The sequence below is a fragment of the Pseudomonas reactans genome (genome assembly GCF_013387025.1).
GTDB classification, from domain to species: domain Bacteria; phylum Pseudomonadota; class Gammaproteobacteria; order Pseudomonadales; family Pseudomonadaceae; genus Aquipseudomonas; species Aquipseudomonas reactans.
Map to the genome: position 1 here is coordinate 82,760 of NZ_JACAQP010000015.1, position 23,452 is coordinate 106,211.

The 23,452-nt window shown below is 59.6% G+C and carries 25 protein-coding genes; 9 read left to right on the top strand and 16 right to left on the bottom strand.

All coding sequences use genetic code 11. The annotated features are described in order from the left end of the window. Positions 1-14: 14 nt before the first annotated feature. From HX793_RS18290 to ptrR, 4 genes are all read right to left on the bottom strand, one after another. On the bottom strand, positions 15-2,105 hold the full coding sequence (locus tag HX793_RS18290) for an FAD-dependent oxidoreductase (protein WP_177052472.1): 2,091 nt from the start codon (positions 2,103-2,105) through the stop codon (positions 15-17). Between the two features lie 566 nt (positions 2,106-2,671). Beyond that, on the bottom strand, positions 2,672-3,274 hold the full coding sequence (locus HX793_RS18295) for a peptidoglycan recognition protein family protein (protein WP_177052471.1): 603 nt from the start codon (positions 3,272-3,274) through the stop codon (positions 2,672-2,674). Positions 3,275-3,509: 235 nt separating this feature from the next. After that, positions 3,510-3,632 carry a PA1414 family protein gene (locus HX793_RS31335; protein ID WP_003193089.1) on the bottom strand — a complete coding sequence of 41 codons (123 nt, stop codon included), beginning with the start codon at positions 3,630-3,632 and terminating at the stop codon, positions 3,510-3,512. A gap of 142 nt (positions 3,633-3,774) precedes the next feature. Further along, the gene (gene ptrR, locus HX793_RS18300) at positions 3,775-4,668 is read right to left on the bottom strand and encodes a putrescine utilization regulator PtrR (RefSeq protein ID WP_177052470.1); all 894 of its coding nucleotides are present in this window, start codon (positions 4,666-4,668) and stop codon (positions 3,775-3,777) included. Between the two features lie 103 nt (positions 4,669-4,771). On the opposite strand from ptrR, the gene HX793_RS18305 reads away from it, so the two are divergent. Continuing rightward, positions 4,772-5,980, top strand: coding sequence for an MFS transporter (locus tag HX793_RS18305; protein ID WP_177094458.1), 1,209 nt, complete (start codon positions 4,772-4,774; stop codon positions 5,978-5,980). On the opposite strand, the gene HX793_RS18310 is transcribed toward HX793_RS18305, so the two are convergent. From HX793_RS18310 to HX793_RS18320, 3 genes are all read right to left on the bottom strand, one after another. Continuing rightward, entirely contained in the window at positions 5,892-7,334 is a 1,443-nt protein-coding gene (locus tag HX793_RS18310; protein ID WP_177094460.1) for an NCS1 family nucleobase:cation symporter-1, read from the bottom strand. The two genes, HX793_RS18305 and HX793_RS18310, sit on opposite strands and share 89 nt — an antisense overlap. A gap of 199 nt (positions 7,335-7,533) precedes the next feature. Then, on the bottom strand, positions 7,534-7,932 hold the full coding sequence (locus tag HX793_RS18315) for a DUF2177 family protein (RefSeq protein WP_177094462.1): 399 nt from the start codon (positions 7,930-7,932) through the stop codon (positions 7,534-7,536). 52 nt (positions 7,933-7,984) lie between these two features. Continuing rightward, a complete protein-coding gene (locus HX793_RS18320; RefSeq protein WP_017845295.1) occupies positions 7,985-8,821 on the bottom strand; it encodes a CvfB family protein in 837 nt (278 codons plus the stop codon). A gap of 311 nt (positions 8,822-9,132) precedes the next feature. Here HX793_RS18320 and HX793_RS18325 point away from each other — a divergent pair, with 311 nt between their 5' ends. From HX793_RS18325 to HX793_RS18335, 3 genes are all read left to right on the top strand, one after another. Continuing rightward, entirely contained in the window at positions 9,133-9,312 is a 180-nt protein-coding gene (locus tag HX793_RS18325) for a PFL_1563 family small protein (RefSeq protein WP_003193095.1), read from the top strand. Positions 9,313-9,518: 206 nt separating this feature from the next. Next, a complete protein-coding gene (locus HX793_RS18330) occupies positions 9,519-10,241 on the top strand; it encodes a TorF family putative porin (protein ID WP_016979367.1) in 723 nt (240 codons plus the stop codon). Between the two features lie 65 nt (positions 10,242-10,306). Then, a complete protein-coding gene (locus tag HX793_RS18335) occupies positions 10,307-11,173 on the top strand; it encodes a DUF6279 family lipoprotein (protein WP_177052466.1) in 867 nt (288 codons plus the stop codon). Here HX793_RS18335 and copD read toward each other — a convergent pair. The 5 genes from copD to HX793_RS18360 all read right to left on the bottom strand — a co-directional run bounded on the left by copD (position 11,170) and on the right by HX793_RS18360 (position 15,495). After that, positions 11,170-12,024, bottom strand: coding sequence for a copper homeostasis membrane protein CopD (copD, locus tag HX793_RS18340; protein ID WP_177094464.1), 855 nt, complete (start codon positions 12,022-12,024; stop codon positions 11,170-11,172). The genes HX793_RS18335 and copD overlap by 4 nt on opposite strands. After that, positions 12,021-12,395, bottom strand: coding sequence for a copper homeostasis periplasmic binding protein CopC (copC, locus tag HX793_RS18345; protein ID WP_016979364.1), 375 nt, complete (start codon positions 12,393-12,395; stop codon positions 12,021-12,023). The genes copD and copC overlap by 4 nt, the downstream gene beginning before the upstream one ends. Positions 12,396-12,445: 50 nt before the next feature. Then, entirely contained in the window at positions 12,446-13,261 is an 816-nt protein-coding gene (locus HX793_RS18350) for a copper resistance protein B (protein WP_177094466.1), read from the bottom strand. A 10-nt stretch (positions 13,262-13,271) separates the two neighbouring features. Beyond that, positions 13,272-14,978: a copper resistance system multicopper oxidase gene (locus HX793_RS18355; protein WP_177059444.1), complete on the bottom strand. Its 1,707-nt coding sequence runs from the start codon at positions 14,976-14,978 to the stop codon at positions 13,272-13,274. Between the two features lie 127 nt (positions 14,979-15,105). Continuing rightward, positions 15,106-15,495 carry a hypothetical protein gene (locus HX793_RS18360; protein ID WP_016979361.1) on the bottom strand — a complete coding sequence of 130 codons (390 nt, stop codon included), beginning with the start codon at positions 15,493-15,495 and terminating at the stop codon, positions 15,106-15,108. Positions 15,496-15,649: 154 nt separating this feature from the next. On the opposite strand from HX793_RS18360, the gene HX793_RS18365 reads away from it, so the two are divergent. After that, the gene (locus HX793_RS18365) at positions 15,650-15,925 is read left to right on the top strand and encodes a hypothetical protein (protein ID WP_028617399.1); all 276 of its coding nucleotides are present in this window, start codon (positions 15,650-15,652) and stop codon (positions 15,923-15,925) included. Positions 15,926-15,975: 50 nt separating this feature from the next. Here HX793_RS18365 and HX793_RS18370 read toward each other — a convergent pair whose 3' ends face one another. Next, the gene (locus tag HX793_RS18370; RefSeq protein ID WP_177094468.1) at positions 15,976-17,322 is read right to left on the bottom strand and encodes a DEAD/DEAH box helicase; all 1,347 of its coding nucleotides are present in this window, start codon (positions 17,320-17,322) and stop codon (positions 15,976-15,978) included. 193 nt (positions 17,323-17,515) lie between these two features. Between HX793_RS18370 and HX793_RS18375 the strand changes: the two genes are divergently transcribed. Continuing rightward, the gene (locus tag HX793_RS18375) at positions 17,516-18,814 is read left to right on the top strand and encodes a mechanosensitive ion channel family protein (RefSeq protein WP_016979358.1); all 1,299 of its coding nucleotides are present in this window, start codon (positions 17,516-17,518) and stop codon (positions 18,812-18,814) included. 111 nt (positions 18,815-18,925) lie between these two features. On the opposite strand, the gene HX793_RS18380 is transcribed toward HX793_RS18375, so the two are convergent. The 3 genes from HX793_RS18380 to HX793_RS18390 form a co-directional block, all read right to left on the bottom strand. Further along, complete coding sequence (locus HX793_RS18380; RefSeq protein ID WP_016979357.1) at positions 18,926-19,792, bottom strand: carboxylate/amino acid/amine transporter; 867 nt, start codon at positions 19,790-19,792, stop codon at positions 18,926-18,928. A 202-nt stretch (positions 19,793-19,994) separates the two neighbouring features. Next, entirely contained in the window at positions 19,995-20,594 is a 600-nt protein-coding gene (locus HX793_RS18385; RefSeq protein WP_016979356.1) for an FMN-dependent NADH-azoreductase, read from the bottom strand. Between the two features lie 139 nt (positions 20,595-20,733). Further along, complete coding sequence (locus HX793_RS18390; protein ID WP_025999983.1) at positions 20,734-21,048, bottom strand: hypothetical protein; 315 nt, start codon at positions 21,046-21,048, stop codon at positions 20,734-20,736. Between the two features lie 49 nt (positions 21,049-21,097). On the opposite strand from HX793_RS18390, the gene HX793_RS18395 reads away from it, so the two are divergent. From HX793_RS18395 to HX793_RS18405, 3 genes are read left to right on the top strand one after another with little or no spacing between them, the layout of a single operon-like run. After that, positions 21,098-22,021: a PA3225 family LysR-type transcriptional regulator gene (locus HX793_RS18395; RefSeq protein WP_016979354.1), complete on the top strand. Its 924-nt coding sequence runs from the start codon at positions 21,098-21,100 to the stop codon at positions 22,019-22,021. A 14-nt stretch (positions 22,022-22,035) separates the two neighbouring features. Further along, on the top strand, positions 22,036-22,839 hold the full coding sequence (locus tag HX793_RS18400; RefSeq protein WP_095017173.1) for an alpha/beta fold hydrolase: 804 nt from the start codon (positions 22,036-22,038) through the stop codon (positions 22,837-22,839). Between the two features lie 3 nt (positions 22,840-22,842). Next, complete coding sequence (locus tag HX793_RS18405) at positions 22,843-23,406, top strand: peptidylprolyl isomerase A (RefSeq protein WP_016979352.1); 564 nt, start codon at positions 22,843-22,845, stop codon at positions 23,404-23,406. Positions 23,407-23,452 lie beyond the last annotated feature (46 nt).

Here is a 23,452-nt window from a genome sequence, read left to right on the forward strand (position 1 = left end):
CGTGCCCGTTTTTTTCATTCAACAGCCAGATCTTGATTTGCCTGGATGATTTCCTGGACCAGGGAGGCCCATAGCAATCCCTGTGTGGTGCCGCCGGCGTAGGTCCCTCCTGCTGCAATTAGGTGGTGGGCGGAACAATGCACTATCGACAACCCATCCGAGGTGCCGGGTCTGGCGCATTCGATAACTTGTAAGTCACCACTTTCGATTGCCCTGCGATAGGACCTTGGAAAGTGCCGAGAGACAGCAGCCAAGCATGCCGCCAATATCTGCTCCTTGTGCTCTGCTGTCGAATCGGGCGGAACCTGTCCACCTGAAATGAGAATGCAGTCCCCATCCAAACGGCAATTCATGACACCGATTGGCAAATCGTACTGCAACTTGAGTCCGCGCATTCCAGCACCTTCATGATCAGCAGCGCGCAGCTTGAAAAACCAACCAATAATCGAAACGACTTCAAACTCCTCTACTCCCTTGGCAGTCACGACGAAGTGTTGCCTGCTTAGCTCAGTAATTTGGGACGAATTCAGATGCCCAGGCATGAACTGAACCCCGGTGTTCAGTAAAAGCGCCTCTATCTCATCCTTCAAATGGACAAACTCCAGATCGTAGCCCGACACTTCAATAGCCCGACCAATGCCTGGAACGCCATACCGCTCAAAAAACTGTCGTTGAGTGATCTCTTTGAGTTCGCATCCCAATTTGCCACTCGGCCAAGGCCTGTTTTCGATATCGGACTGCTCTCTTATCGCTGCGTCTACTCCAAGGGCGCCATCCCTGTAAGCACGTACGATCCGAGCTCGAGCGAATCGCGCCAACGCTGGATTATCAGCCAGTAGTTTTTCAAACAACTCAATGCCCGCGCGATTGCATTCAACGGCCAAATGCTGATTGGCGGGAAGCAGATAATCGTTATGCAGTGGCTTTGCGCTCGTCTCCGTGGCCGACAGGTGGCGCATGTTCACAGGCTTGTGACTGGCGCCGTCGCCCCTCTGATTGCCTCCATATATCGTCACTTGATAATTCGCCAGGCGGAGCATCACCGCCTGGAGCAGGCCATTGATCCCTCTGCCAATGATCGACACACGCGCTGCACCAGCACCTGCGGGCCGAGGAGGAATCGCCAAGGATTGTGTAAGTTTGCGCCTGACCAGGCCGCGCACAGCCATCAGGCTCAACTGAACTGAAACAGCGTAGTCAAGGTCGCAGTGGCAGGCCTCGCTGGTTGATGCCTGCGTAGTCAGCGTGGCAGGTCTGTACCAGGTGGAGACATCACAGCCGAGCGTTTGTGTGCGTAGGCGGAACGCCTCCAATGTCGCAGGCCCATAGTCCACGACAAGCTGGATATCTTCAGCCGCTGCCAGGGCATGCAAAGCATCGTCACTCAACACATCCGGCTTGGCGACACAGACCAATCGAGCGTTTGTGCACAGGGATTGGATGAGGGATGAATCAATGCGATGAGTGGACTCATCGTTAAGGGATAGGCATAGGGCGACAGCGGAAGCGCCCGCCAACACCTCGGACCAATCCACGACAAATGACACTCGACTATCGGGAGACGCCTGCTCAAGAGCGTCCGGTGCTCGATCATGGCGGACTAATACCTTGATCCGAACATCGGGATCTCGATCAAGCAACAAATTGACCAGTTCCTTTCCCACATTGCCGTATCCCAGTACACGCACATCATGAGGGATGGAACCATCCGCCAGTGTCAGCCAACGTAGGAGATAGGCAGCCACATGCGGCGCGTTCACCCCGGGCGTGTTGAATACTTGAATACCATTAGATTCACATAGGTCCAGTCGTATCTTATCCAGACTCGTACCTCTGCGGATCAAACAGAGCTCTCCAAAGGGGTGAGAGGCGCGCCATTGGTCAATGAGGTCGGCATCAATGGCTTGGTCGCCAACGATGAACGTTGTAGGGCGTAGTAGCCCGAGTTGTAGGAGAAGAGCCTGCTTGGTCAATGCGGGAGGAAGAAACACTACGTTTCTGGGAGCGTCGGCCTTCCAGCCTTTCGACACCGGTGCAATATGTAGAACACTGTCGATTGTGGTGATGAGTGACGCGGCGACCGGCGGAACTGAAGAGAGCAACATAGCTTTGTCTCCAACAATTCTGGTTTATTGACCCCTTGAGAAGAGGAGTTCAATAACGTTGGGGCGCCACGAATGGGCGCTTGGGTTTCAACCTATGCGCCTCTTAAGAATTAAATAAGCCGGCCGATTCTGACTACCTGGTAGTCCAACTCCGATAATTGCAAAGCCTGACTGACAGCATGTGTTTACTCCTCCCTACGGCTAGAGTCCTTTGAACAAATCACCACACGCCTGGCAGCCAAAATACTGCTCGGTTGCAGAGCATTCGATCTCCCCTATCGCCCCCGCCCTCACCCGCCAAGTACATGCCTTACCGCGATACTTCAGTGTGCCTTCAAGGTAACAAGGTGCCCAGTCGTACTCGTCATGCAGCGTGCGTGCGTCAATAGGTTCAGCGCGTTTGAAGAAGGACGCGACTTGTCGCTTATCCAACATAACGTCGCTGGGTCGACAGCGCTCCGGTTCTTCGGAGTGAAAACCCGAGATAGCGATGTTGTCGATATCTGGAGGGGAAGCCGCGCACCCGGCGAGTATCACCCACACGCCCAACAACCCTCCCCATAGGTTCATTGCCACACCGCGCTGCTGGCTTCACCAGGGTGCTTGTAGGAGATTTGCGGATGCGTGTAGACGTCCTCTGGCGTCAGGCGGAAATGGCCATACAGCTCACTCACCAACCATTGCAGAGACTGATTTTGCATAGCAGTCACTTCCTCATATCGCGCTGCATCAAGGTGCTTGCCGACCAGCTCAATCCCCAAGGAGTCCGCATTCATCGGGTAGCGATCAGGATAGTCCTTGTTACGCTCATAACGGTCCAGCGTTCGAACCTGCAACGTCCAGGTGAGTGTTTGAATAGAGTGGATTTGAGCCGGGTCGCACGTCGCCTTATCCGTTGCCAGGCACTTGGAACGCAGGTAGCGCCCAACGTGGTAACAGCGCTTTTTGAGGCTGGCCGTCTGGTAGATCACGCCACTTTTCTCGATGAGAAAGTGCGCGCCGTTGCCCTTGGCAAGGTAAGCATTAAAGGTGTGTTGCGCCGTCGGAGCGTCCGTCTGGTGGACTACCAAAGCGCCCACGCCACGCAAATCCCCATGCTCGATCGTTGGAAACCGACGGAGCTCGACTCTGTCGGAAATCAACATGCCTTCGCTATCAATGCTCGACATTCCAATGCCCATTCATCCATGTGAAGGCAGAAATATAGAAGGACGAACAGGAAAAAGGGCACGGATGACGGAATAAGAAGAAGGCTCTGACAATGAGGTATGCCTCGTCAGACAGTTGCGGACACTACGAAATGTACGGCGAATACAGCGTGATTACAGGGAACCGAACACGCCCTGAAGAACGAACCGAGGTATTAGCGCCCGCGCGATTCAATCACGTGAGCGCTTCCAGGACTTACCTGCGACGTGGGCGACGTTGCTCGTCATCGGTGCGAATCGGCACGGGTTGCAGTGGGGGCTCGATCAAGCCCAGTGCAACACCCAGATCATGGAGCCAGTTTTGAATTTTCTCTTTCATGGTTGCCCCCTTTGAGGGTAATGCTGGTAGGCGCAAGTTCTGTCGCCCTTTCCTACACTGATAGTAGCCCTAAGTCCTACGTAATGCTTGAACGAAACCACAACGAACTATTACTGAATTCATCAAAATCCTGACGGATCGCTCAAGCAATGGCGCGGGTGTCTTGCAGGACCGCAGCCTTGCTGGCTTGCTGCAGGTCGATCCATGCGTTGAGGTTAGCGCCGAGCATACCCTTTCGCCACATCAGCCAGGTGGTCGCAGTGGCAAAAGGCCCTGTCAGCGGATGAACGGACACGCTGTCCTTGCCTGGCAGGCTCTCAAGCATGGATTCGGACATCAACGCCACCCCGGAGCCAGCGATCACGCACGCCAGCATGCCCTGATAAGACTCGATCTCAATTGCCCGCCCCATGGCCACGCGCTCGTGGGAAAACCAGGTTTCCAGGCGCGTGCGATAGGCGCAACTACGACGGAAGGTGAACACCGAGCGTCCCGCAACATCCTGGGGCCCTCGCACAGGCGGGTGGTCGGCCTCGCAGATAAGCACCAGGCGTTCTTCACACAGAGGCACACCGTCCAGGGAGGCGATTGTGATGGGGCCGTCCACAAAGGCCGCATCCAGCCGGCCGGTGATCAACCCTTCGAGCAGTTCTCCGCTGGGCGCCGATTGCACCTGCAGATTCACCATCGGGTAAGCCTTGTGATAGCCCGCCAGCAGCTTCGGCAAATGCACCGCCGCCGTGCTGTACATGCTGCCTACCACGAAATCGCCGGCCGGTTGCCCGCCTTGCACCGCGCCGTGGGCTTCGTCATGCAGGGCCAGCAGACGGGTGCTGTAGTCCAGCAACACCTTGCCAGCAGGAGAAAGCTGCAAGCGCTGGCGTTCACGTACGAATAGCTCGACGCCGAGCTGCTCCTCCATTTGCTTGAGGCGCGTCGACAGGTTCGATGGCACTCGATGCAAGCGCTCAGCCGCGCGCGTAATGGAGCCCTCTTCCGCCACCGCCTGGAAAATGCGCAATTGACTGAACTCCATACCTTTCTCCAAAACTGAACAAGTTACTCACTATTATTCATTTTTGCAGAAAGTCAATCCGCTTTAGCCTGAGGGTATTCGTTTACCCGCAGGAAAACTGACCATGTCTCCATTAGTCCGCTTACTCGCCAGCTTTGTCGCCCTGATGATGGCGATGGGCATTGGCCGCTTCGCCCTCACTCCCCAAATGCCCCATCTGCTCAGTGAAGGGCAGATCGACCTGACCGGCGCCGGCCTGATTGCCGCCGCCAACTACCTGGGCTACTTCGTCGGCGCGGTGGATTCGATCTTCGCGCGCAGCCACCACCATGTCCGTGGGCGCTTATATGGCGGGTTGTGGCTGTGCGTGCTGCTGACCCTGGCGTCGTACTGGGCCCATGGGTTCTGGCCGCACCTGTTGCTGCGCTTTGGGACCGGGGTCGCGAGCGCCTGGGCGCTGGTGATGATCACTAGCCTGAGCCAGCCGCTGGCGATTGCCGCCGGGCGTCCGCGCCTGGGTGCCTTGGTTTTTGCCGGGCCGGGGCTGGGGATTTTGTTGACCGGTTTGCTGGCGCTGGGCTCCAACCTGATGGGGCAAAACTCGGGCACGTTGTGGCTGGTATATGGCGCGGTGGCGCTGGTGATGTTACTGGCCATCTTGCCGTTCCTGCCCAAGCCTTCTGCGACCGACACGCCTGTTGCCGGCCACACTGATGCAGGCAGCAATGGCAGCATTGCCCACCTGTGCTGGATCTATGTGTTGTATGGTCTTGGCTACATCATCCCGGCGACGTTCCTGTCGCAGATGGCCAGCGCGCAATTCAAAGGTGCCTGGCAAGCCGACCTGTTCTGGCCATGCTTTGGCCTGGCCGCCGCGATTGGCGTGGTGGTGGCGACCCTGCGCCGCAAGGACCCAGACACCACTCGCCGCTGGCTGATGACTACATTGTGGCTGCAAGCGGCCGGGGTGTTTGCCTGTTTGCTGGGCAATGGCTGGGGCCTGGCACTGGGGGTATTGCTGTGCGGCGGACCGTTCCTGGCTTGCATGCAGTTGGTGATGGCCCGCCTGCGGGACGTTGCCCCCCACGGCTATCAGCGCAGCACCGGACTGCTCACCGCCAGCTTCGCCATCGGCCAATTGAGCGGCCCGCTACTGGCCTCGGTCAGCAGCCACCTGAGTGGCGGGCTGCAACCGGCACTGGTAGTCGCCGGCGCCGGATTACTGGTGGCGGGCTCGATTCTGGTCAGCCGGCAACCAGCGGCGCAGGCACGCGCACCTGTTCACGCCGCGCCAACACCAGGAAAAACAGCCCACCCAGGAAGCAGCCGGTAAACCAGGCGAAGTTGGCCATACCCTGCAACGCCGGGGTAAAGGTGATCGCGACGCCCACCAGCGTCGCGGGCACCAGCGCCTTGACCGCCGTCCAGTTCACGCCGCCGTCGAAGTAGTAGCGCCCACTCGGGCTGTCATCGAACAACGCGTCCACATCGATCTGCTGTTTTTTGATCAGGTAGAAATCCACCAGCAGAATGCCGAACAGTGGCCCAATGAAGGCCGCGAGAATATCCAGGGTGTAGTGGATCATCAGCGGGTTATTGAACAGGTTCCACGGTGTGATGAAGATCGACGCCACGGCGGCGATCATTCCACCCGCGCGCCAACTGATCTTGCTCGGCGCGACGTTGGCGAAGTCAAAGGCCGGGGACACGAAGTTGGCGACGATATTGATGCCGATGGTCGCGGTAACAAATGCAAAGGCGCCCAGCAACACCGCCATGCTGTTATCGATGCGCGAAACCGTGGCGATCGGGTCATGCAGCATTTCGCCAAACACCGGCAAGGTGCCCGAGACGATCACCACGGTCACCAGGGAAAACGCCAGGAAATTCACCGGCAGCCCCCAGAAGTTGCCGCGCCGTACGTCCTGCATGCTGCGGCAGTAGCGGCTGAAGTCGCCGAAGTTCAGGGTCGGCCCGGAGAAGTACGACACCACCAACGCCGTCGCCACGATCACCTGGCCGAATGCCTGCCAACCCGACAGGGATTTCTCTGCCAGGGTGAAGCTGATGTTCGACCAGCCCGCCTTCCACACGATCCAACCCGCCAGGGCGAACATCACCGCGTAGACCACCGGCCCGGCCCAATCGATAAAACGCCGGATGGATTCCATACCGGCCCAGAACACCGCCGCTTGCAACAGCCACAGACTGAGGAAACCAAACCAACCAAGGTAGGACAAGCCCGCGAAATGCGGCTCCGCGTACACCGCCATCTGTGGGAAGAAACGCAGCACCACGATGATCAAGGCGCTCGACGCCAGGTACGTCTGAATCCCGTACCAGGCCACCGCGATCAAGCCGCGAATCACCGCAGGAATGTTCGCACCAAACACACCAAATGACAGGCGACAGATCACAGGATAAGGCACAGCGGCTTGCTGGCTCGGTTTGGCTACCAGGTTGGCGATCACTTGCACGATGCAGATTCCGGCGAGCAAGGCGATCAGCACCTGCCAACTGGCGAGGCCCAGGGCGAAGAGGCTGGCAGCGAACACATAACCGCCGACGCTGTGCACGTCGCTCATCCAGAAAGCGAAGATGTTGTACCAGTTCCACTTTTGCGGCAGCGGGCCCAAGTCCTGGTTGTACAGGCGCGGGCTGTAGCCTTTGGGCAATTGTTCGGTCATCGCGGGGCTCCTCGAAATACCGGCCTGCGCGTCCGTCACGGGGGTGCATACGGGAGGCGGCATGGTTTGTATACGAGGTGTTCAGCAGAATGCGTGCCAATTGAACGCAATCCCTCTGGAACGGTGTTCCAAAGGGAGGGGAACAGGCTTGGATACAGGGCCTACGCTCGGCAACGGTGCACAAAAATCCTGTACACAATCAGCGCTGCACTCGATGTGCACACAGATAACCCACCGTGCAGCAGGCTGCGGTCAGGAAGGTGCCCCACGCCATGTCCATGACCGCCAGCTGCGCAGACCAACCTTGCAGCGTGGCCCAGTTGCTCAAGTCATAGGTGCCATAGGCGACCAGGCCCAACAAGGCGCCCAGGCGTGCAGCGCGTTGCCAACTTGCGCTTGGCAAGACAACGAACACCACGCAACCGAGCATATAAAGCAGATAAAAGAGTGTGGCGGGCAACAGACGGGGTTGGTCCAGCATCAGTGGACCCAGCAGGGACTTATAGGTAGGCCCCATGAGGACACCGAGCCAGAGGCCGTCCAGGATCAGGAAGGCGAACAACGTGCCGAAGTAGCCGAACAGCGATTTCTTGCTCATTGATGCAACCTCTGTAGACGCCGACGGGCGTCTACAGAAGAGCAAAGCGAACTCAGCTTAGTTCAATGCGATCCGCGTGAATCACAATCTGGCCCTGCTTGTACAACGCACCAATGGCCTTCTTGAAGTTGCCCTTGCTCACCCCGAACAAGTTGCTGATCACCGCCGGATCACTCTTGTCGCTGACCGGCAAGCTGCCGTTGTTTTCACGCAACTTGGCGAGGATCTTCGAGTTGAGGCTGGAGGCCGCTTCTTGGCCGACCGGCTGCAGGCTCAGGCTGATGTTGCCATCGGCGCGGATCTCTTTAATAAAGCCCTTCTCTTCTTTCCCTGGGCGCAGGAACTTGAACACTTCGTTCTTGTGGATCAGGCCCCAGTGCTTGTTGTTGATGATCGCCTTGAAGCCCATGTCAGTGGCTTCGGCCACCAGCAGGTCGACCTCCTGGCCCACCTGGTAGTTGGCCGGGGTCTTGTCCAGGTAGCGATCCAGGCGTGCAGTGGCGGTGATGCGCTTGGTGTGTTTGTCGAGGTAGACGTGCACCACGCAGTATTCGCCTGCGGTCATCTGGCGCTTTTCTTCCGAATACGGCAGCAACAGGTCCTTGGGCAAACCCCAGTCGAGGAACACACCAATGCTGTTGACTTCCACCACTTTCAAACTGGCGAATTCACCCACTTGAACTTTGGGTTTTTCAGTCGTGGCGATAAGTTTGTCATCGCTGTCCAGGTAAATGAAAACGTTAAGCCAGTCTTCATCTTCACTGGGAATATCTTTGGGGATATACCGATTAGGCAAGAGGATTTCGCCATCTTGCGCACCGTCCAGGTACAAACCAAAGTTAGTGTGTTTAACCACTTGCAAGCTGTTGTAGCGCCCGACCAAAGCCATTTTCAATACCCTCATTACGTGGGCGGCATTCTACCCGAGTTGCGCTCGCCACGCGCGCGTGCCTGAAAAATCACGGGTTGCCATGGCGCTGCCCCGCCCGTCTGATCAATCGGCCCATTTTTTCCACGCAGTCAGTCGCGGACAGCTGCAGGGTTTCGAGTTAAAACAGTAAGTTAGGGGATTATTTCAAGGATGAACTTCGGCTATTTCTCACCGCCCCAGTTATTCCCGGGGGATATTTGCCAAGCAATTGTCAAGTATTTCCTGTACGATGCCTGGCCAAGTTAATTTTCTACAGGTTAGTGGCCGCCATGCGCGTAAAAGCATCCAACAGCAAAGCAAAGCCAGCTCCCGCCGTTGAAACCAGCGAATCGATCAACAGCCAGATTGCTGCATTCCTCAAGTCCGGCGGCGAAATCCAGCAGATTGCCAAGGGCGTGAGCGGCCAGACTTTCGGCCCATCCAAGCAGATCAGCCTGGGTAAGAAGTAATACCGCGCAACACACCTGGTCCCTAAGCGTCTTGCCATCAAGGCGCTAGGACTAGAGCCCGAAATACCTCTGCAATACCTTCAGAACCACGCGAATCGACGAACGGGCCTCATCGCTTGGCATTCGCCAGTATGCTTGCACACGTCTAGCACGGGCATCTGCCCGACTTTCTCTGTCACTGCTCCTCGCTTTTCATGGAGTGAAGCATGTTCAAACCCTGCATATTCCTGGTCGGTGCCCTGATTGCCAGCCCTCTCGCCGAAGCGCAAATCTTCCAGCGTGAATTGGGTGACTTCGACTTGAAATTGGGCACGACGCCCAGCCGCAGCATGGCCCAGGGCCTGGTCAAGCCAACGTCTCCTGGCAGCGACTCGTTCCATGGCGGGTTGGACTTGAGCCACGACAGCGGCCTGTACTTCGGCCAGTTTTCACCGAACATGGGCCTGTCCTCGTCCAGCAACCTCGAAGTCGATTCCTACATGGGCTTCAAGCACCCCTTCGACCAGACCCTGGGCTACGAAGTGGGTCTGATCCACTACAGCTACCCCAGGCTCAGCCCCCTCGACAGCCAGGAGTTCTACGGCGGCCTGAACCTGCTGGGCAATCGCTTCGGCGCCTCCTTCAGCAACGACCCGGATCGCCAGGACAGCACCCTGTTTGCCGACCTCGGAGGCACCCAGCCGTTCGGCATTGGCGTCAGCATGAAATACACCACTCATCAGTTGGGCACCCCGGTCTCGGTGGACGGCGGCTCCATTCGGGCCTTCAGCGACTGGTCGGTGCAATTCTCCCGGCAGTGGATGGGCGTGGACTTGAACCTGATCTACAGCGATTCCAGCCTCAGCGGCGGGGATTGCTCGGCCTATTCCGGACACAACTCGCAATGCGATGGGCTGTTGACGTTGAAGGCTGCGCGGTCGTTTTATTGAGGGGCTGAACTGTCGCACCCGGCGCGGGTTCACATGTGATAACCCACTCTGCGAAGGACCCGCCCATGCTGCGTCGGCTCAAACTATTGGTGGTACTGCTGACCCTGAGCCTGGTGCTCACCGGTTGCAATCGCGTGGGCCTGGCCTATCGCAACCTCGACGTGATCATCCCCTGGACCCTCAATGACTACCTGGACATGAATGCCGGGCAGAAGAGTTGGTTCAACGACAAGCTCAAGGAACACCTGGCCTGGCACTGCACTACGCAATTGCCGGGTTACCTGGATTGGCTGGACCGCCTGCAACAGATGGCCAACGGCAATCAGGTCACCGACGCCGCGCTTCAGGCGCGGACCACCGAGGCCAAACAGGCCATCGACGAAGTCGCCCGTGAAATCACGCCCTCCGCCATCGAACTGCTCCAAGGCCTGGACGACCAGCAGGTCAAGGAAATGAACGACGCCCTGGCCAAGGACCTGCGCAAGCGCCAGGATGAATACCTCAAGCCGCCCCTGGCCCAGCAGATCAAGGACCGCGCCGAGCGCATGAGCAAACGCCTGGACGCCTGGATCGGCCCGCTCAGCGCCAGCCAGCAGAACCGCGTGACCGCCTGGTCCATCGCTCTGGGCGAGCAGAACGAGGAATGGATCGGCAACCGCGCCCGCTGGCAGGCGCAGTTTATCGACGCCGTGCAACAGCGCAAAAACGCTGACTTCCCACAAAAAATGCAGCAGTTGCTGGTGGACCGCGAAAGCCTGTGGACGCCGCAATATCGCACCGCCTATGCACAGACGGAAGCTGCGGCCCGCAGCCTGATTGTCGACGTGATGGCCGAAAGCACTGTGCAGCAACGGCAGAAACTCACCCAGAAAATCGACAAGGTGCGCAGCGATTTCCAGGCGCTTAAATGCCTGAAGAGCGTGCAGCCCTAACGGGGTGCCAAGGTTCCCAACCAGGCCACCAGCCCCAGGATCAGCACCACCGCCCCAAACTCCAGGGTGATGCTACGACGCAAGGCTTCACGCGCCGCTCGGTGATCGCCCGCCGCCAGCGAGCGTTGAAGCAACGGCGTCAAGTGCGAGCGATTAAGCGCGGCCAGCCCCAACATCAATCCAAACAAGCCCAACTTCAAGCAAAGCAGGATCGCGTAGGCGCCGCCCGTAATGCCATCCAGGTTCGGCCCGACCACAAACAGATAATTCGCCACGCCCGTGCCGATCAGCACCGCGACGAAGACTGCGCCGACACGCTCGAAGCCCGCCAAGGCATGTGCCAACACTGGCACCGCCTGCTCAGAGGTACTTCTCAACATCAGACTGAACGCCGCCAATGCCCCGACCCAACCCGCCGCCGCCAGCAGATGCGCACTGTCGCTGAGGAGATGCCACAGCCCCAAGGAGCCCTCATGCATCACGCCATGCCCGGCCCACGCCAGCGTCACCAGCGCGACGCCGCCGAACAAGCTGGCCAATCGGGTATTCAGCGCAACCAAAACCAGCGCCGAAACACGCAACCACCACGTCCAGCCCAGTTCGGTCTGCCAGAGCATCATCTGCAGGTGCGTCCACAGTGTTGGCCAATCCTCGGCGCCACTCATGGCCTGGGTCATGGACAGCAGCGACGCCAACGACAGCAGCAACCCCAGCGCCGCCAACCGGCGTAGTAGCGGCTTCAGATTCAGCAACCTGCCGTCTGCATACAGGCCAAACAGCCCCAGGCCAAACACCAGCATCAAGTCCAGATAAAGGGCGAAGCGCAGTAACACCGGGACCAGTTCACTCATGGCTGGACGCTGAACACCACGTTGCCAAGGATCGGGTGCGTGTCGGACGACACGGCCCGCCAATCGACCCGATAGGTCCCGGTCGTCAGCGTGGAAGCCGGTTTGATCAGCATCACTTTGGGGTCGGTACTGGCGGCGACACTGGCCTTTACCGGCATCGGCGAATTGGGCATGCCGGGCATATCGGTCATGATCAGCTTGGCACCGGAAAACTGCGTCAACAGGTTTTCCGAGAAGCGCAGTTCAATGACTGCGGGTGCCGCGCCCTGGGCACCGGATGCCGGGCTGGAAGACAGCAGTGTGGGATGGGCTGAAGCCGCCACGCTGGTGCACAACACAACGCCCGCCAGGGCGGTTTTCAACATCGACATGCAAGGCTCCAGGCCGCTCGTGGCGGCGAGTTATAGGAAAAATAGAAACGTCAGAACCACAGGCGCACACCCACGACCCAGCGCACTTGGTTCGTGTCTTCGCCTTCATCCCTGGCGTATTGCGCGGTCTGGCCGTAGCTGCGATTCCAGGTCACACCCACATAGGGCGCAAATTCGCGGCGCACTTCATAACGCAGCCTCAGTCCCAGCTCACTGTCCGACAGGCCCGAACCGACGCCACGCTGTGGATCGCTGCGCCCATAGAAGTTGAGTTCGGCAGTGGGTTGCAGGATCAGCCGATTGGTCAGCAGGAAGTCGTAGTCGCCCTCCAGCCGCGCAGCAGTGCGCCCTGCCTCACCGACAAACGCCGTGGCTTCGGCTTCAAAGTTGTAAAGAGCCATGCCCTGCGCGCCGAACGCGGCCCAGGTCTGGCCGTCACCGGGTTTGAAGTCCTGGCGCACACCGCCGACCAGGTCCCACCAAGGACTGATGGCATGCCCCCACAACGCCTGGACTTCAGCGCTTTCGGTGCGACCGGCGCTGCGCTCGCCTTCACTGCGCAGCCACAGGCGATCGATATCGCCGCCGACCCAGCCCTTGATATCCCAGTTCAGCGCGCCCTCACCCTCGCCGCCCTGCCATTCCAACTGGTTGATCAGCAGCAGGGAATTGATGCCACTGTCGTGAACCCTATGCCCACCGGGCGCGGTGTAGACCGCAGCGCGATCGGCGTCAGTCAACACGGGAATCGGTGTGCGACTCTCGGTAAGCGCCGGTGTCGCCGGGCTCATGCCCTGGAACTCGTCGGCCTGCGCCAGCGGAGCAAACGCCAGCGCAAGCAAAACAGGTAAAACTCGACGGCTCATGCTCGCGTCCTCATTCATGCACGCGTACCTCACGGAACATGCCCATTTCCATGTGATACAGCAGGTGGCAGTGATAGGCCCAACGCCCCAGCGCATCGGCGGTCACCCGGTAGCTGCGCCGGGAACCCGGCGGCATGTCGATGGTGTGTTTGCGTACCTGGAACTGGCCGTTTTCGTCTTCCAGGTCACTCCACAGACCGTGCAGGTGAATGGGGTGACTCATCATGGTGTCGTTGACCAGCACCAGCCGGACTCGCTCGCCGTAAGTCAGTTGCAAAGGCTCGGCGTCGGAAAACTTCACGCCATTGAAGGACCAGGCGAACTTCTCCATATGCCCGGTGAGGTGCAGTTCAATGGTACGGCTGGGATCGCGTCCGTCGGGGTCTTCAAAGGTGCTGCGCAGGTCGGCATACGTCAGGACACGCCGGCCGTTGTTGCGCAAGCCGATGCCGGGATCGTCGAGCTTGGGCACCGGGCTCATGGCCTGCATATCCACCAGCGGGTTGCCTTGCTCGCTGGCAGGATGGGCCTGCATCGACATGGCACTGTGATCCATGCCCGCCATCTCCGGCATGTCCGCCATGGCGCCGTGATCCATCCCTCCCATGCCCATGTCGTCCATGGTGATCCAGGGGCGCGGGTCCAGTGCCGGCACGGGGGCCGTCGCCCCGGTTTGTCGGGCAAGCGTGCCGCGGGCATAACCACTGCGGTCCATTGACTGTGCAAACAGTGTGTAGGCCGCTGCCGTCGGCTCGACCAGCACATCGAAGGTTTCCGCCACGGCGATACGGAACTCGTCGACGCTCACCGGCTGCACTGGCTGGCCATCGGCGGCGATCACGGTCATCTTCAGCCCCGGAATGCGCACATCGAAGTAGCTCATTGCCGAGCCGTTGATAAAGCGCAAGCGGACCGTCTCGCCAGCCTGAAACACACCGGTCCAGTTGCGCTCCGGCGGCTGGCCGTTGAGCAGGTAGGTATAGGTCTCGCCGCTCACGTCGGCCAGGTCCGTGGGGTTCATCTTCATCTGCGCCCACATTAGACGGTCGGCAGCCGTGGCCGACCAGCCCTGCTTGCCCACATCCCGGATAAAGTCGCCCACGGTGGGTTTGTGCAGGTTGTAGTAATCGGACTGTTTCTTGAGGGTTTTCATCAGCGCGACAGGGTCTTCGTCGGTCCAGTCCGACAGCATCACCACGTAGTCGCGCTGATAGGTGTAAGGCTCGGGCTCTCTAGGCTCGATCACCAGCGGGCCATACACGCCCTGCTGTTCCTGGAACCCGGAATGGCTGTGGTACCAGTAAGTGCCGTGCTGCTTGACTGTGAATTGGTAGACAAACACGCCACCCGGCTCGATGCCCTTGAAGCTCAAGCCCGGCACACCGTCCATGGTCGACGGCAGGAGAATGCCGTGCCAGTGAATCGACGTCGGCTCGGCCAAGCGGTTCTTCACGCGCAAGGTCACGGTGTCGCCTTCGCGCCAGCGCAGCAGCGGGCCGGGCAAGCTGCCATTGATGGTTAGCGCCGTGCGGTGGCGGCCGGTGAGGTTGACGGGAGTCTGGTCGATGAACAGATCAAACTCGGTGCCGGCCAGCACCGTGGGCTGGCCGGGGCTGGTCAAGGCCCAGACCGGGCTGCGCCAGAGCCCAGATCCAGCGAGCAAGCCGCCGGCAGCCAGGCCTTTGACGAAGGTTCGTCGGGAGGTATTGGAGTACATGCCGATTCAATTCCATGAGTTGAATGGCAGCAGATTAGGCAGGGCCGGCTGTCAGCCAGCTTAGCGGCAGATTACCGATCTGACAGTTTCGCCCCGGCGTTGCGAGCGTGCCGGGGCGTAATGGACATCAGGCGATCTGGGCCTTGGAGGCGACCTCGGCGAAGGTCGCCGGGTCCAGCGCGTCGGATTGCTCATCCAGCACCTGGCGTGGGTGATCGTTGCCCGGAATCGAACTGTCGATCAGCGCCAGCAACTGCGCGCCCAGCGGAGTCAGGATGAAATTCTCGCCATTACCGCCCTCATCTTCGGGGCGCGATTCGATAAAACCGCGCTTGAACAGTAGCGCTTCATAATCCGCCGCCGTCTTCTTGAGCGCGTCGAGGTTGCCGGTGGACTCGCCCGCCGTGGCCTTCTCGGCCGCTTCCTGCTCGGCGTATTTGCGCGGGGCGAAGCTGCCCTCGCCGTTCTGCACTTCATGCAGCAGACGTTCGATCAGATCCCAGTTGTAAGTCGTCATCCTGATTCCTCCTGCGGGCGGGTGGAAAGTAGCCCGTTAAGAGGTGTGACCCGCCGCGTCACTGGCCGTTCAGCCCAGGAGACGAGCGTCATTGGCGTGAACTTTCCAGGGACCCACGACCTCCACTGAGTATCACTGCCAAGGAGGTCCACCCATGAAAACCCTGATGAACCTGGCCATCGCCGCCGCGTTGTTGACCGCCCTGCCCGCCTGGGCCTGTACGCCAGACGAGGCTACCGCCAAGCGCGAGCAACTGGCCCAGGAAGTGGCCAAGCTGACCGAGCAGAACCCGACCAAGGCCAAGGAGATGAACGACGAGCTGCAGAAGATGGACCTGGACACCGAAAGCGCGGAATTCCCCGATAAGTGCCAGTTGATCGATGCTCGCCTGAAAGAGCTCAAGGAAGCAGCCGCCAAGGCCAAGAACTGACGGCATAAAAAAACCGGACAATCGTCCGGTTTTTTCACATCACCTGCGCCTTATTCGGCAGCCGGGGCTTCCGGCTTGCGGCGCTTGAGCGGCGCCATGCCGTCCTTGCTGACGAGCGACAGGTTGTCGGTCTTCGGTCGGTTGGCGATCTTGCGCTTGGTCGGCGACTTCGCGCCGGTTTTCTTCTTGTCGCCCTTGGCGTCGGTCTTTTTCTTCTTCACGCCAACGGCCTTGCCCGACGCCTTGACCTTCTTCGGCCCGGTGTAGGTGCCTTTGACTTCCTTGATGGTGCGGCGATCGAACGATTGCTTGAGGTAGCGCTCGATGCTCGACATCAGGTTCCAGTCGCCGTGGCAGATCAGCGAGATGGCCAGGCCGTCATTGCCGGCACGCCCGGTACGCCCGATACGGTGCACATATTCGTCGCCACTGCGCGGCATGTCGAAGTTGATCACCAGGTCCAGGCCGTCCACGTCCAGGCCACGGGCGGCGACGTCGGTGGCCACCAGGATTTTCACGCCACCCGCCTTGAGGCGGTCGATGGCCAGCTTGCGATCCTTCTGGTCTTTCTCGCCGTGCAGCACGAACGCCTTGTATTCCTGGGCCACCAGGCGGCCATAGATGCGGTCGGCGGCGGCGCGGGTGTTGGTGAACACGATGGCTTTCTGATAGGTCTCGTTGGCCAGCAGCCAGTTGAGAATCTGCTCTTTGTGCACATTGTGGTCAGCGGTGACGATCTGCTGGCGCGTGGTCGCGTTCAGGTCGCTGACGTTGTTGACCTGCAGGTGCTCAGGGTTGTTCAGCACCTTGGCGACCATGTCGCGCAGGGTCGAACCACCGGTGGTGGCGGAGAACAGCATGGTCTGCTGGCGATTGACGCATTCGCCCACCAGACGCTGCACGTCATCGGCAAAGCCCATGTCGAGCATGCGGTCGGCTTCGTCCAGCACCAGCACTTCGACTTCCTTGAGGTCGAGGTTGCCGGCGTTGAGCTGCTCGATCATGCGGCCCGGGGTGCCGATCAGGATGTCCGGCACCTTGCGCAGCATGGCGGCCTGGACCTTGAAGTCTTCACCGCCGGTGATGATGCCGGACTTGATGAAGGTGAACTGCGAGAAACGCTCGACTTCCTTCAGGGTCTGCTGGGCCAGCTCGCGAGTCGGCAGCAGGATCAGGGTCTTGATGCTGACGCGAACCTTGGCCGGGCCGATCAGGCGGTTCAGCACCGGCAGGACGAAAGCAGCGGTCTTGCCGCTACCGGTTTGAGCTGTCACCCGCAGGTCACGCCCTTCGAGCGCGAGCGGGATGGCCGCTGCTTGCACAGGCGTAGGCTCGACAAATTTAAGCTCGGCCACGGCTTTGAGCAGGCGTTCGTGCAGGGCGAATTGGGAAAACACGGGTGCTACCTCGAAGAAATACAAAAAATCAGCTGCATAGGTTACCGGTTTCGGGCGCCCAAACCGAGTTTCTTTACGCGAACAGTGCTAATCGACCGCTTTTTTGTCAGGGCATTTGTCCATGACATCAACTTTGTTGCACTTAAATGCTCTAATCGCCCCGTGTTGTCTTATAGAAGAATCGGTTTCACCCATGGATATCAAACAGCTCTGGCTCAACGTCCAAGACCTCTGGGGCGCCCTCGACGAACACCCGCTGCTGCATGCCAGCCTCGGCTTGCTGGTGTTGCTGGTGGTGGCCCTGTTGCTCGGACGAGTGGCACGTTACCTCATCCTCCACGCCGTCAAACTGCTCGGCCGGCAACCGGCCCTGCACTGGCTCAACGACCTGCGGCACAACAAGGTGTTCCACCGCCTGGCGCAGATGACGCCGTCGCTGGTGATTCAGTTTGGCCTGTACCTGGTGCCAGACCTGAGCAAGACCGCCATCCTGTTCATCGGCAATGTGGCCCTGGCGATCACCATCCTGTTCCTGGTGCTGGCCGTCAGCGCCCTGCTCAACGCCCTGCTGGACATCTACGCCCGCACCGAACACGCGCGCACCCGCTCGATCAAGGGCTACGTGCAGTTGGCGAAGATGGTGCTGTTCGTGTTTGGCGCGATCATCATCGTCGCCACCCTGATCGACCGCTCGCCACTGTTGCTGCTGTCAGGGCTTGGCGCCATGTCGGCGGTGATCCTGTTGGTATACAAGGACACGCTGTTGTCGTTCGTCGCCAGCGTGCAGTTGACCAGCAACGACATGCTGCGGGTCGGCGACTGGATCGAAATGCCCCAGGTCGGCGCGGATGGTGACGTGGTGGACATCACCCTGCACACGGTCAAGGTGCAGAATTTCGACAAGACCATCGTCTCCATCCCCACCTGGCGCCTGATGTCCGAGTCGTTCAAGAACTGGCGCGGCATGCAGGCCTCCGGTGGGCGACGCATCAAGCGCAGCCTGTTCATCGACGCCAGCGGCGTGCGCTTCCTGCGTGACGATGAGGAAGTACGCATGACCCAGGTGCACCTGCTTACCGACTACATCGGACGCAAACAGGCCGAACTCAAGGCCTGGAACGAAGCCCAGGGCCACAGTGCGCAGCTCTCGGCCAACCGCCGCCGCATGACCAACCTCGGCACCTTCCGCGCCTACGCCCTGGCCTACCTGAAAAGCCACCCAGACATCCAGCCGAACATGACCTGCATGGTGCGCCAGATGCAAACCACCGCCCAGGGCGTGCCGCTGGAGATCTACTGCTTTACCCGCACCACGGCGTGGGCGGATTACGAGCGTATCCAGGGGGATATTTTTGATTACCTGCTGGCGGTACTGCCGGAGTTTGGCTTGAGCCTGTATCAGCAGCCGAGTGGGAATGACTTGCGTGCGGGGGTGTTGCCGGCGATTTTGGGGGCCAGTCATTTACCCACGCTGGAAAACAAATCTGCCTGACGCCACCACAACCCACTGTGGGAGCGGGCTTGCTCGCGAAAGCGGTGTGTCAGTCAGCACATTCTTTTCTGACAAACCGCCTTCGCGAGCAAGCCCGCTCCCACAGGGGGTTCAGTGGTGGGCTGGCTGTTTGCGCACACCCAACCGGCTGATCCACACCGCCCCCAGAATCACCAACCCGCCCAACGCCAACCGCCCCAGCGGCTCATGCTGGTTCCAGATCAGCAAGTTCAGCAGCAACCCCACAGGCACATGCAGGTTATTCATCACCGCCAGCGTGCCGCCCTGCACCAGGCAAGCACCCTTGTTCCACCAGTACATGCCCAGCGCGGTGCTCACCAGCCCGAGGAACACCAGCACACCCCATTGCAGTGGCGCATCGGGCAGGTAGTTGGCCTTGCCAAACATCAGGAACGCCGGCAGCACCACCAGCAATGCGCCCACATAGAAGAAACCAAAGCGGCGGTAATGCGGCAGTTCGCTTGGGTAGCGTTTGACCAGGTGCTTGTACATCACCTGTCCGGCGGCGTAGGTGAAGTTGGCCAGTTGCAGCAGCAGGAAGCCTCCCAGGAAGTGCGGAGTGATCTGGTCGAAACGGATCACCGCCGCGCCCGCCACCGCAACCAGCGCGGCAATCAACGCCCAGGGGTTGAAGCGCCGGTTGAGCGCATCCTCGATGAGCGTCACGTGCAAGGGCGTGAGAATGGTGAACAACAACACTTCCGGCACCGTAAGCACGCGAAAGCTCAGGTACAGGCACACGTAGGTCACGCCGAACTGCAACGCGCCGATCACCAGCAGACCGCGCATGAAGCCCGGTTCCACCGAGCGCCAGCGGGTCAGCGGGATGAATACCAAGCCGGCCAGCAGCACGCGCACCAGCACGGCGAAATAGCTGTCGACGTGACCGGCGAGGTATTCGCCGATCAAGCTGAAGGAAAATGCCTGAATCAGGGTGACAACCAGTAAGTAGCCCATGCGCGCCTCGTTTCGAATGGGCGGGACATTAAAGGTTTTCGGCGGTTGAAGAAACTCGGGGCAAAAAAAACCCGACCTCGCTAAAGCGGCAGTCGGGCAGGAGCACTCAGGAGCAAAAGTGCAAAGGGAGGTTCGTTACGCGTACTTGAAGGGCTTGCGTGGAGCTAGATAAACATCACGGGATTATCTGGCGATTAAAGGATCACGCTACCTGTGCCAACAACGCCTTGGCGTGGTTGATGCCCTTTTCCTGGAAGTCCCCACTCAGGTTCACCCCTTCGGCGTGGATGAAGGTCACGTCGTGAATCCCGATAAACGCCATGACCTGACGCAGGTAAGGTTCCTGGTGATCGGAGCTGGCCCCGGTGTGAATGCCGCCGCGCGCGGTGAGCACGATGGCACGCTTTCCGGTCAGCAGACCCTGTGGTCCGGTGGCGGTGTACTTGAAGGTCACACCGGCCCGCAACACGTGATCCAGCCAGGCTTTGAGGGTGCTGGGGATAGCGAAGTTGTACATCGGCGCCGCCATCACCAGAACGTCGGCAGCCAGCAGCTCATTGGTCAATTCGTCCGAGCGGTCCAGGGACGCCTGCTCGCTGTCGTTTCGCTGATCCGCCGCTTTCATCCAGCCGCCGAGCAGGTTGGCGTCCAGGTGTGGAACCGGGTTGAGGGCCACATCGCGCACGGTGATCTGATCGGCCGGGTGAACGGCCTGCCATTGGCTGATGAATTGCTGGGTCAGTTGGCGGGAAATCGAATCCTGCTGGCGAGCACTGCTTTCGATGATCAGAACATTGGACATGGCTTTGTAGGCTCCATCGGAAATTGCTGTAAGGCGATGGAGTGGAGATTAAACAGAGCCAATTCGATAAAAAAGCGCAAAAAACTGCTATAACCCATCTATAAATTTGTTTATAAGCGGAGCATGCTCCGCTGCTCGGTCACTTCGGTGCGCAAGCCAGGGCGATCCGCATCTTGATAATGGCGCGGTTGAACTTGACCGTGGTGTTGGTGCTTTTGCCTGCTGGCACCGTGACCGTGCGGCGACGCGGCGATTCCGGGCCGTTGGTGAAGATTACCGAGCAAACGGCATCGTTGGTGCCGTAGTTATTGAGCTGGATCGAGCTGATATCACCGTCCACATCGGAGGGGGTGTAATCGATGCTGACGCCGTCGATCTTTTTGGTCACGTCGATGGGGTAGGCAAACGCACTCAACGGCAGCAACGCCAGCAACACACAACAGAATTTTCTCATTCGGCAGTCTCCAATAAGGACTGTCAGCTTAGGACAAGAGGAACCCATCTTGAAAGCGCCCCGCGTTACCCTCGATCAATGGCGCACGCTGCAAGCCGTGGTCGACCATGGCGGCTTCGCCCAGGCGGCCGAAGCGCTGCACCGTTCGCAGTCCTCGGTGAGCTACACCGTGGCCCGCATGCAAGACCAGCTCGGCGTGCCGCTGCTGCGCATTGACGGGCGCAAGGCGGTGCTCACCGACGCCGGTGAAGTGCTGTTGCGCCGCTCCCGGCAGTTGGTGAAAAACGCCAGTCAATTGGAAGACCTCGCCCACCATATGGAACAAGGCTGGGAAGCCGAGGTACGTCTGGTGGTGGACGCGGCCTATCCAAACGCTCGCCTGGTGCGCGCGCTCACCGCGTTCATGCCGCAGAGCCGGGGTTGTCGTGTGCGCCTGCGTGAAGAAGTGCTGTCGGGCGTGGAAGAGTTGTTGCTCGATGGCATGGCCGACCTGGCCATCAGCGGGTTCATTATCCCCGGCTACCTGGGCACGGAAATGAGTGATGTGGAGTTCATCGCCGTGGCCCATCCTGACCACTCATTGCATCGTCTGAACCGCGAGCTGAGCTTCCAGGACCTGGAAAGCCAGATGCAGGTGGTGATTCGCGACTCCGGCCGCCAGCAACCGCGTGATGTAGGCTGGCTTGGCGCCGAACAGCGCTGGACCGTCGGCAGCCTGGCCACCGCCGCCACCTTCGTCAGCAGCGGCCTGGGCTTTGCCTGGCTGCCGCGCCACCTGATCGAACGCGAAATGAAGGAAGGCCTGCTCAAGCAGCTACCCTTGGAAAAGGGTGGAAGCCGCAACCCGACGTTCTACCTGTACTCAAACAAGGACAAACCCTTGGGGCCCGCCACGCAGATCCTCGTGGAACTGCTGCGCACCTTTGACACCGCCCCGTTGGACGCGCCTTTCGCCGCCCCGCAGCAAGCCTGAAACGGAGTTCATGCATGGCCTGGTTCGATCACGAAGGATGCAGCCTGCACTACGAGGAATACGGCCACGGTACGCCGCTGATCCTGATCCACGGCCTGGGCTCCAGCAGCCAGGATTGGGAACTGCAGATTCCGGTGCTGGCCAGGCATTACCGACTGATCGTGGTGGATGTGCGCGGCCATGGCCGTTCGGACAAACCGCGCGAACGCTACAGCATCCAGGGCTTCACCTTTGATCTGCTGGCGCTGATCGAACACTTGGACCTGCCACCCGCCCATGTGGTCGGCCTGTCCATGGGCGGCATGATCGCCTTCCAACTGGCAGTGGACGAACCCGCGCAGGTCAAGAGCCTCTGCATCGTCAACAGCGCGCCAGAGGTGAAGGTGCGCAGTGCCGATGATTACTGGCAATGGGCCAAACGCTGGAGCCTGGCACGTGTGCTCAGCCTGGCCACTATCGGCAAGGCGCTGGGCGACCGTTTGTTTCCCAAGCCGGAGCAAGCCGACCTGCGCCGCAAGATGGCCGAACGCTGGGCAAAAAACGACAAACGTGCTTATCTCGCCAGCTTCGATGCCATTGTGGGCTGGGGCGTGCAGGAACGACTTTCCAGAATCACCTGTCCAACCCTGGTCATCAGCGCCGACCACGATTACACCCCCGTGGCGCAAAAAGAAAACTATGTAAAACTGCTGCCCGATGCGCGACTGGTGGTGATCGAGGATTCCCGCCATGCCACGCCCTTGGACCAACCCGAAGTCTTTAACGCAACCCTGCTCGATTTTCTAAAGACAGTCGAAACCACTACCCAGGATCACTGACCCATGTTGAAAAAAATCGCCTTCTTTGCCGGTTCCGTACTGTTCGCCGCCAACCTGATGGCCGCCGAGCCCGCCAAGGCGCCCCACGTATTGATCACCACCACCAACGGCGACATCGAGATCGAACTGGACCCGGTCAAGGCGCCGATCAGCACCAAGAACTTTCTGGCCTATGTCGACAAGGGCTTCTACACCAACACGATTTTCCACCGCGTGATCCCAGGCTTCATGGTCCAGGGCGGCGGGTTTACCGCACAGATGTCGCAGAAGCCGACCGAAGCACCGATCAAGAACGAAGCCAGCAACGGCCTGCATAACGTGCGTGGCACCCTGTCGATGGCGCGCACCAATGACCCGAATTCGGCCACCAGCCAATTCTTCATCAACGTGGCCGACAATGCGTTCCTCGACCCGGGCCGCGATGCCGGTTACGCCGTCTTCGCCAAAGTGGTCAAGGGCATGGACGTGGTTGATGTGATCGTCAACTCGCAGACCACCACCAAGCAGGGCATGCAGAACGTGCCAATCGATCCTGTTGTGATCAAGTCGGCCAAGCGCATCGACTGAGGTCAGCAGGGCGTTCTTCAGGTAGTCCCGCGCGCTGCCCACTAGG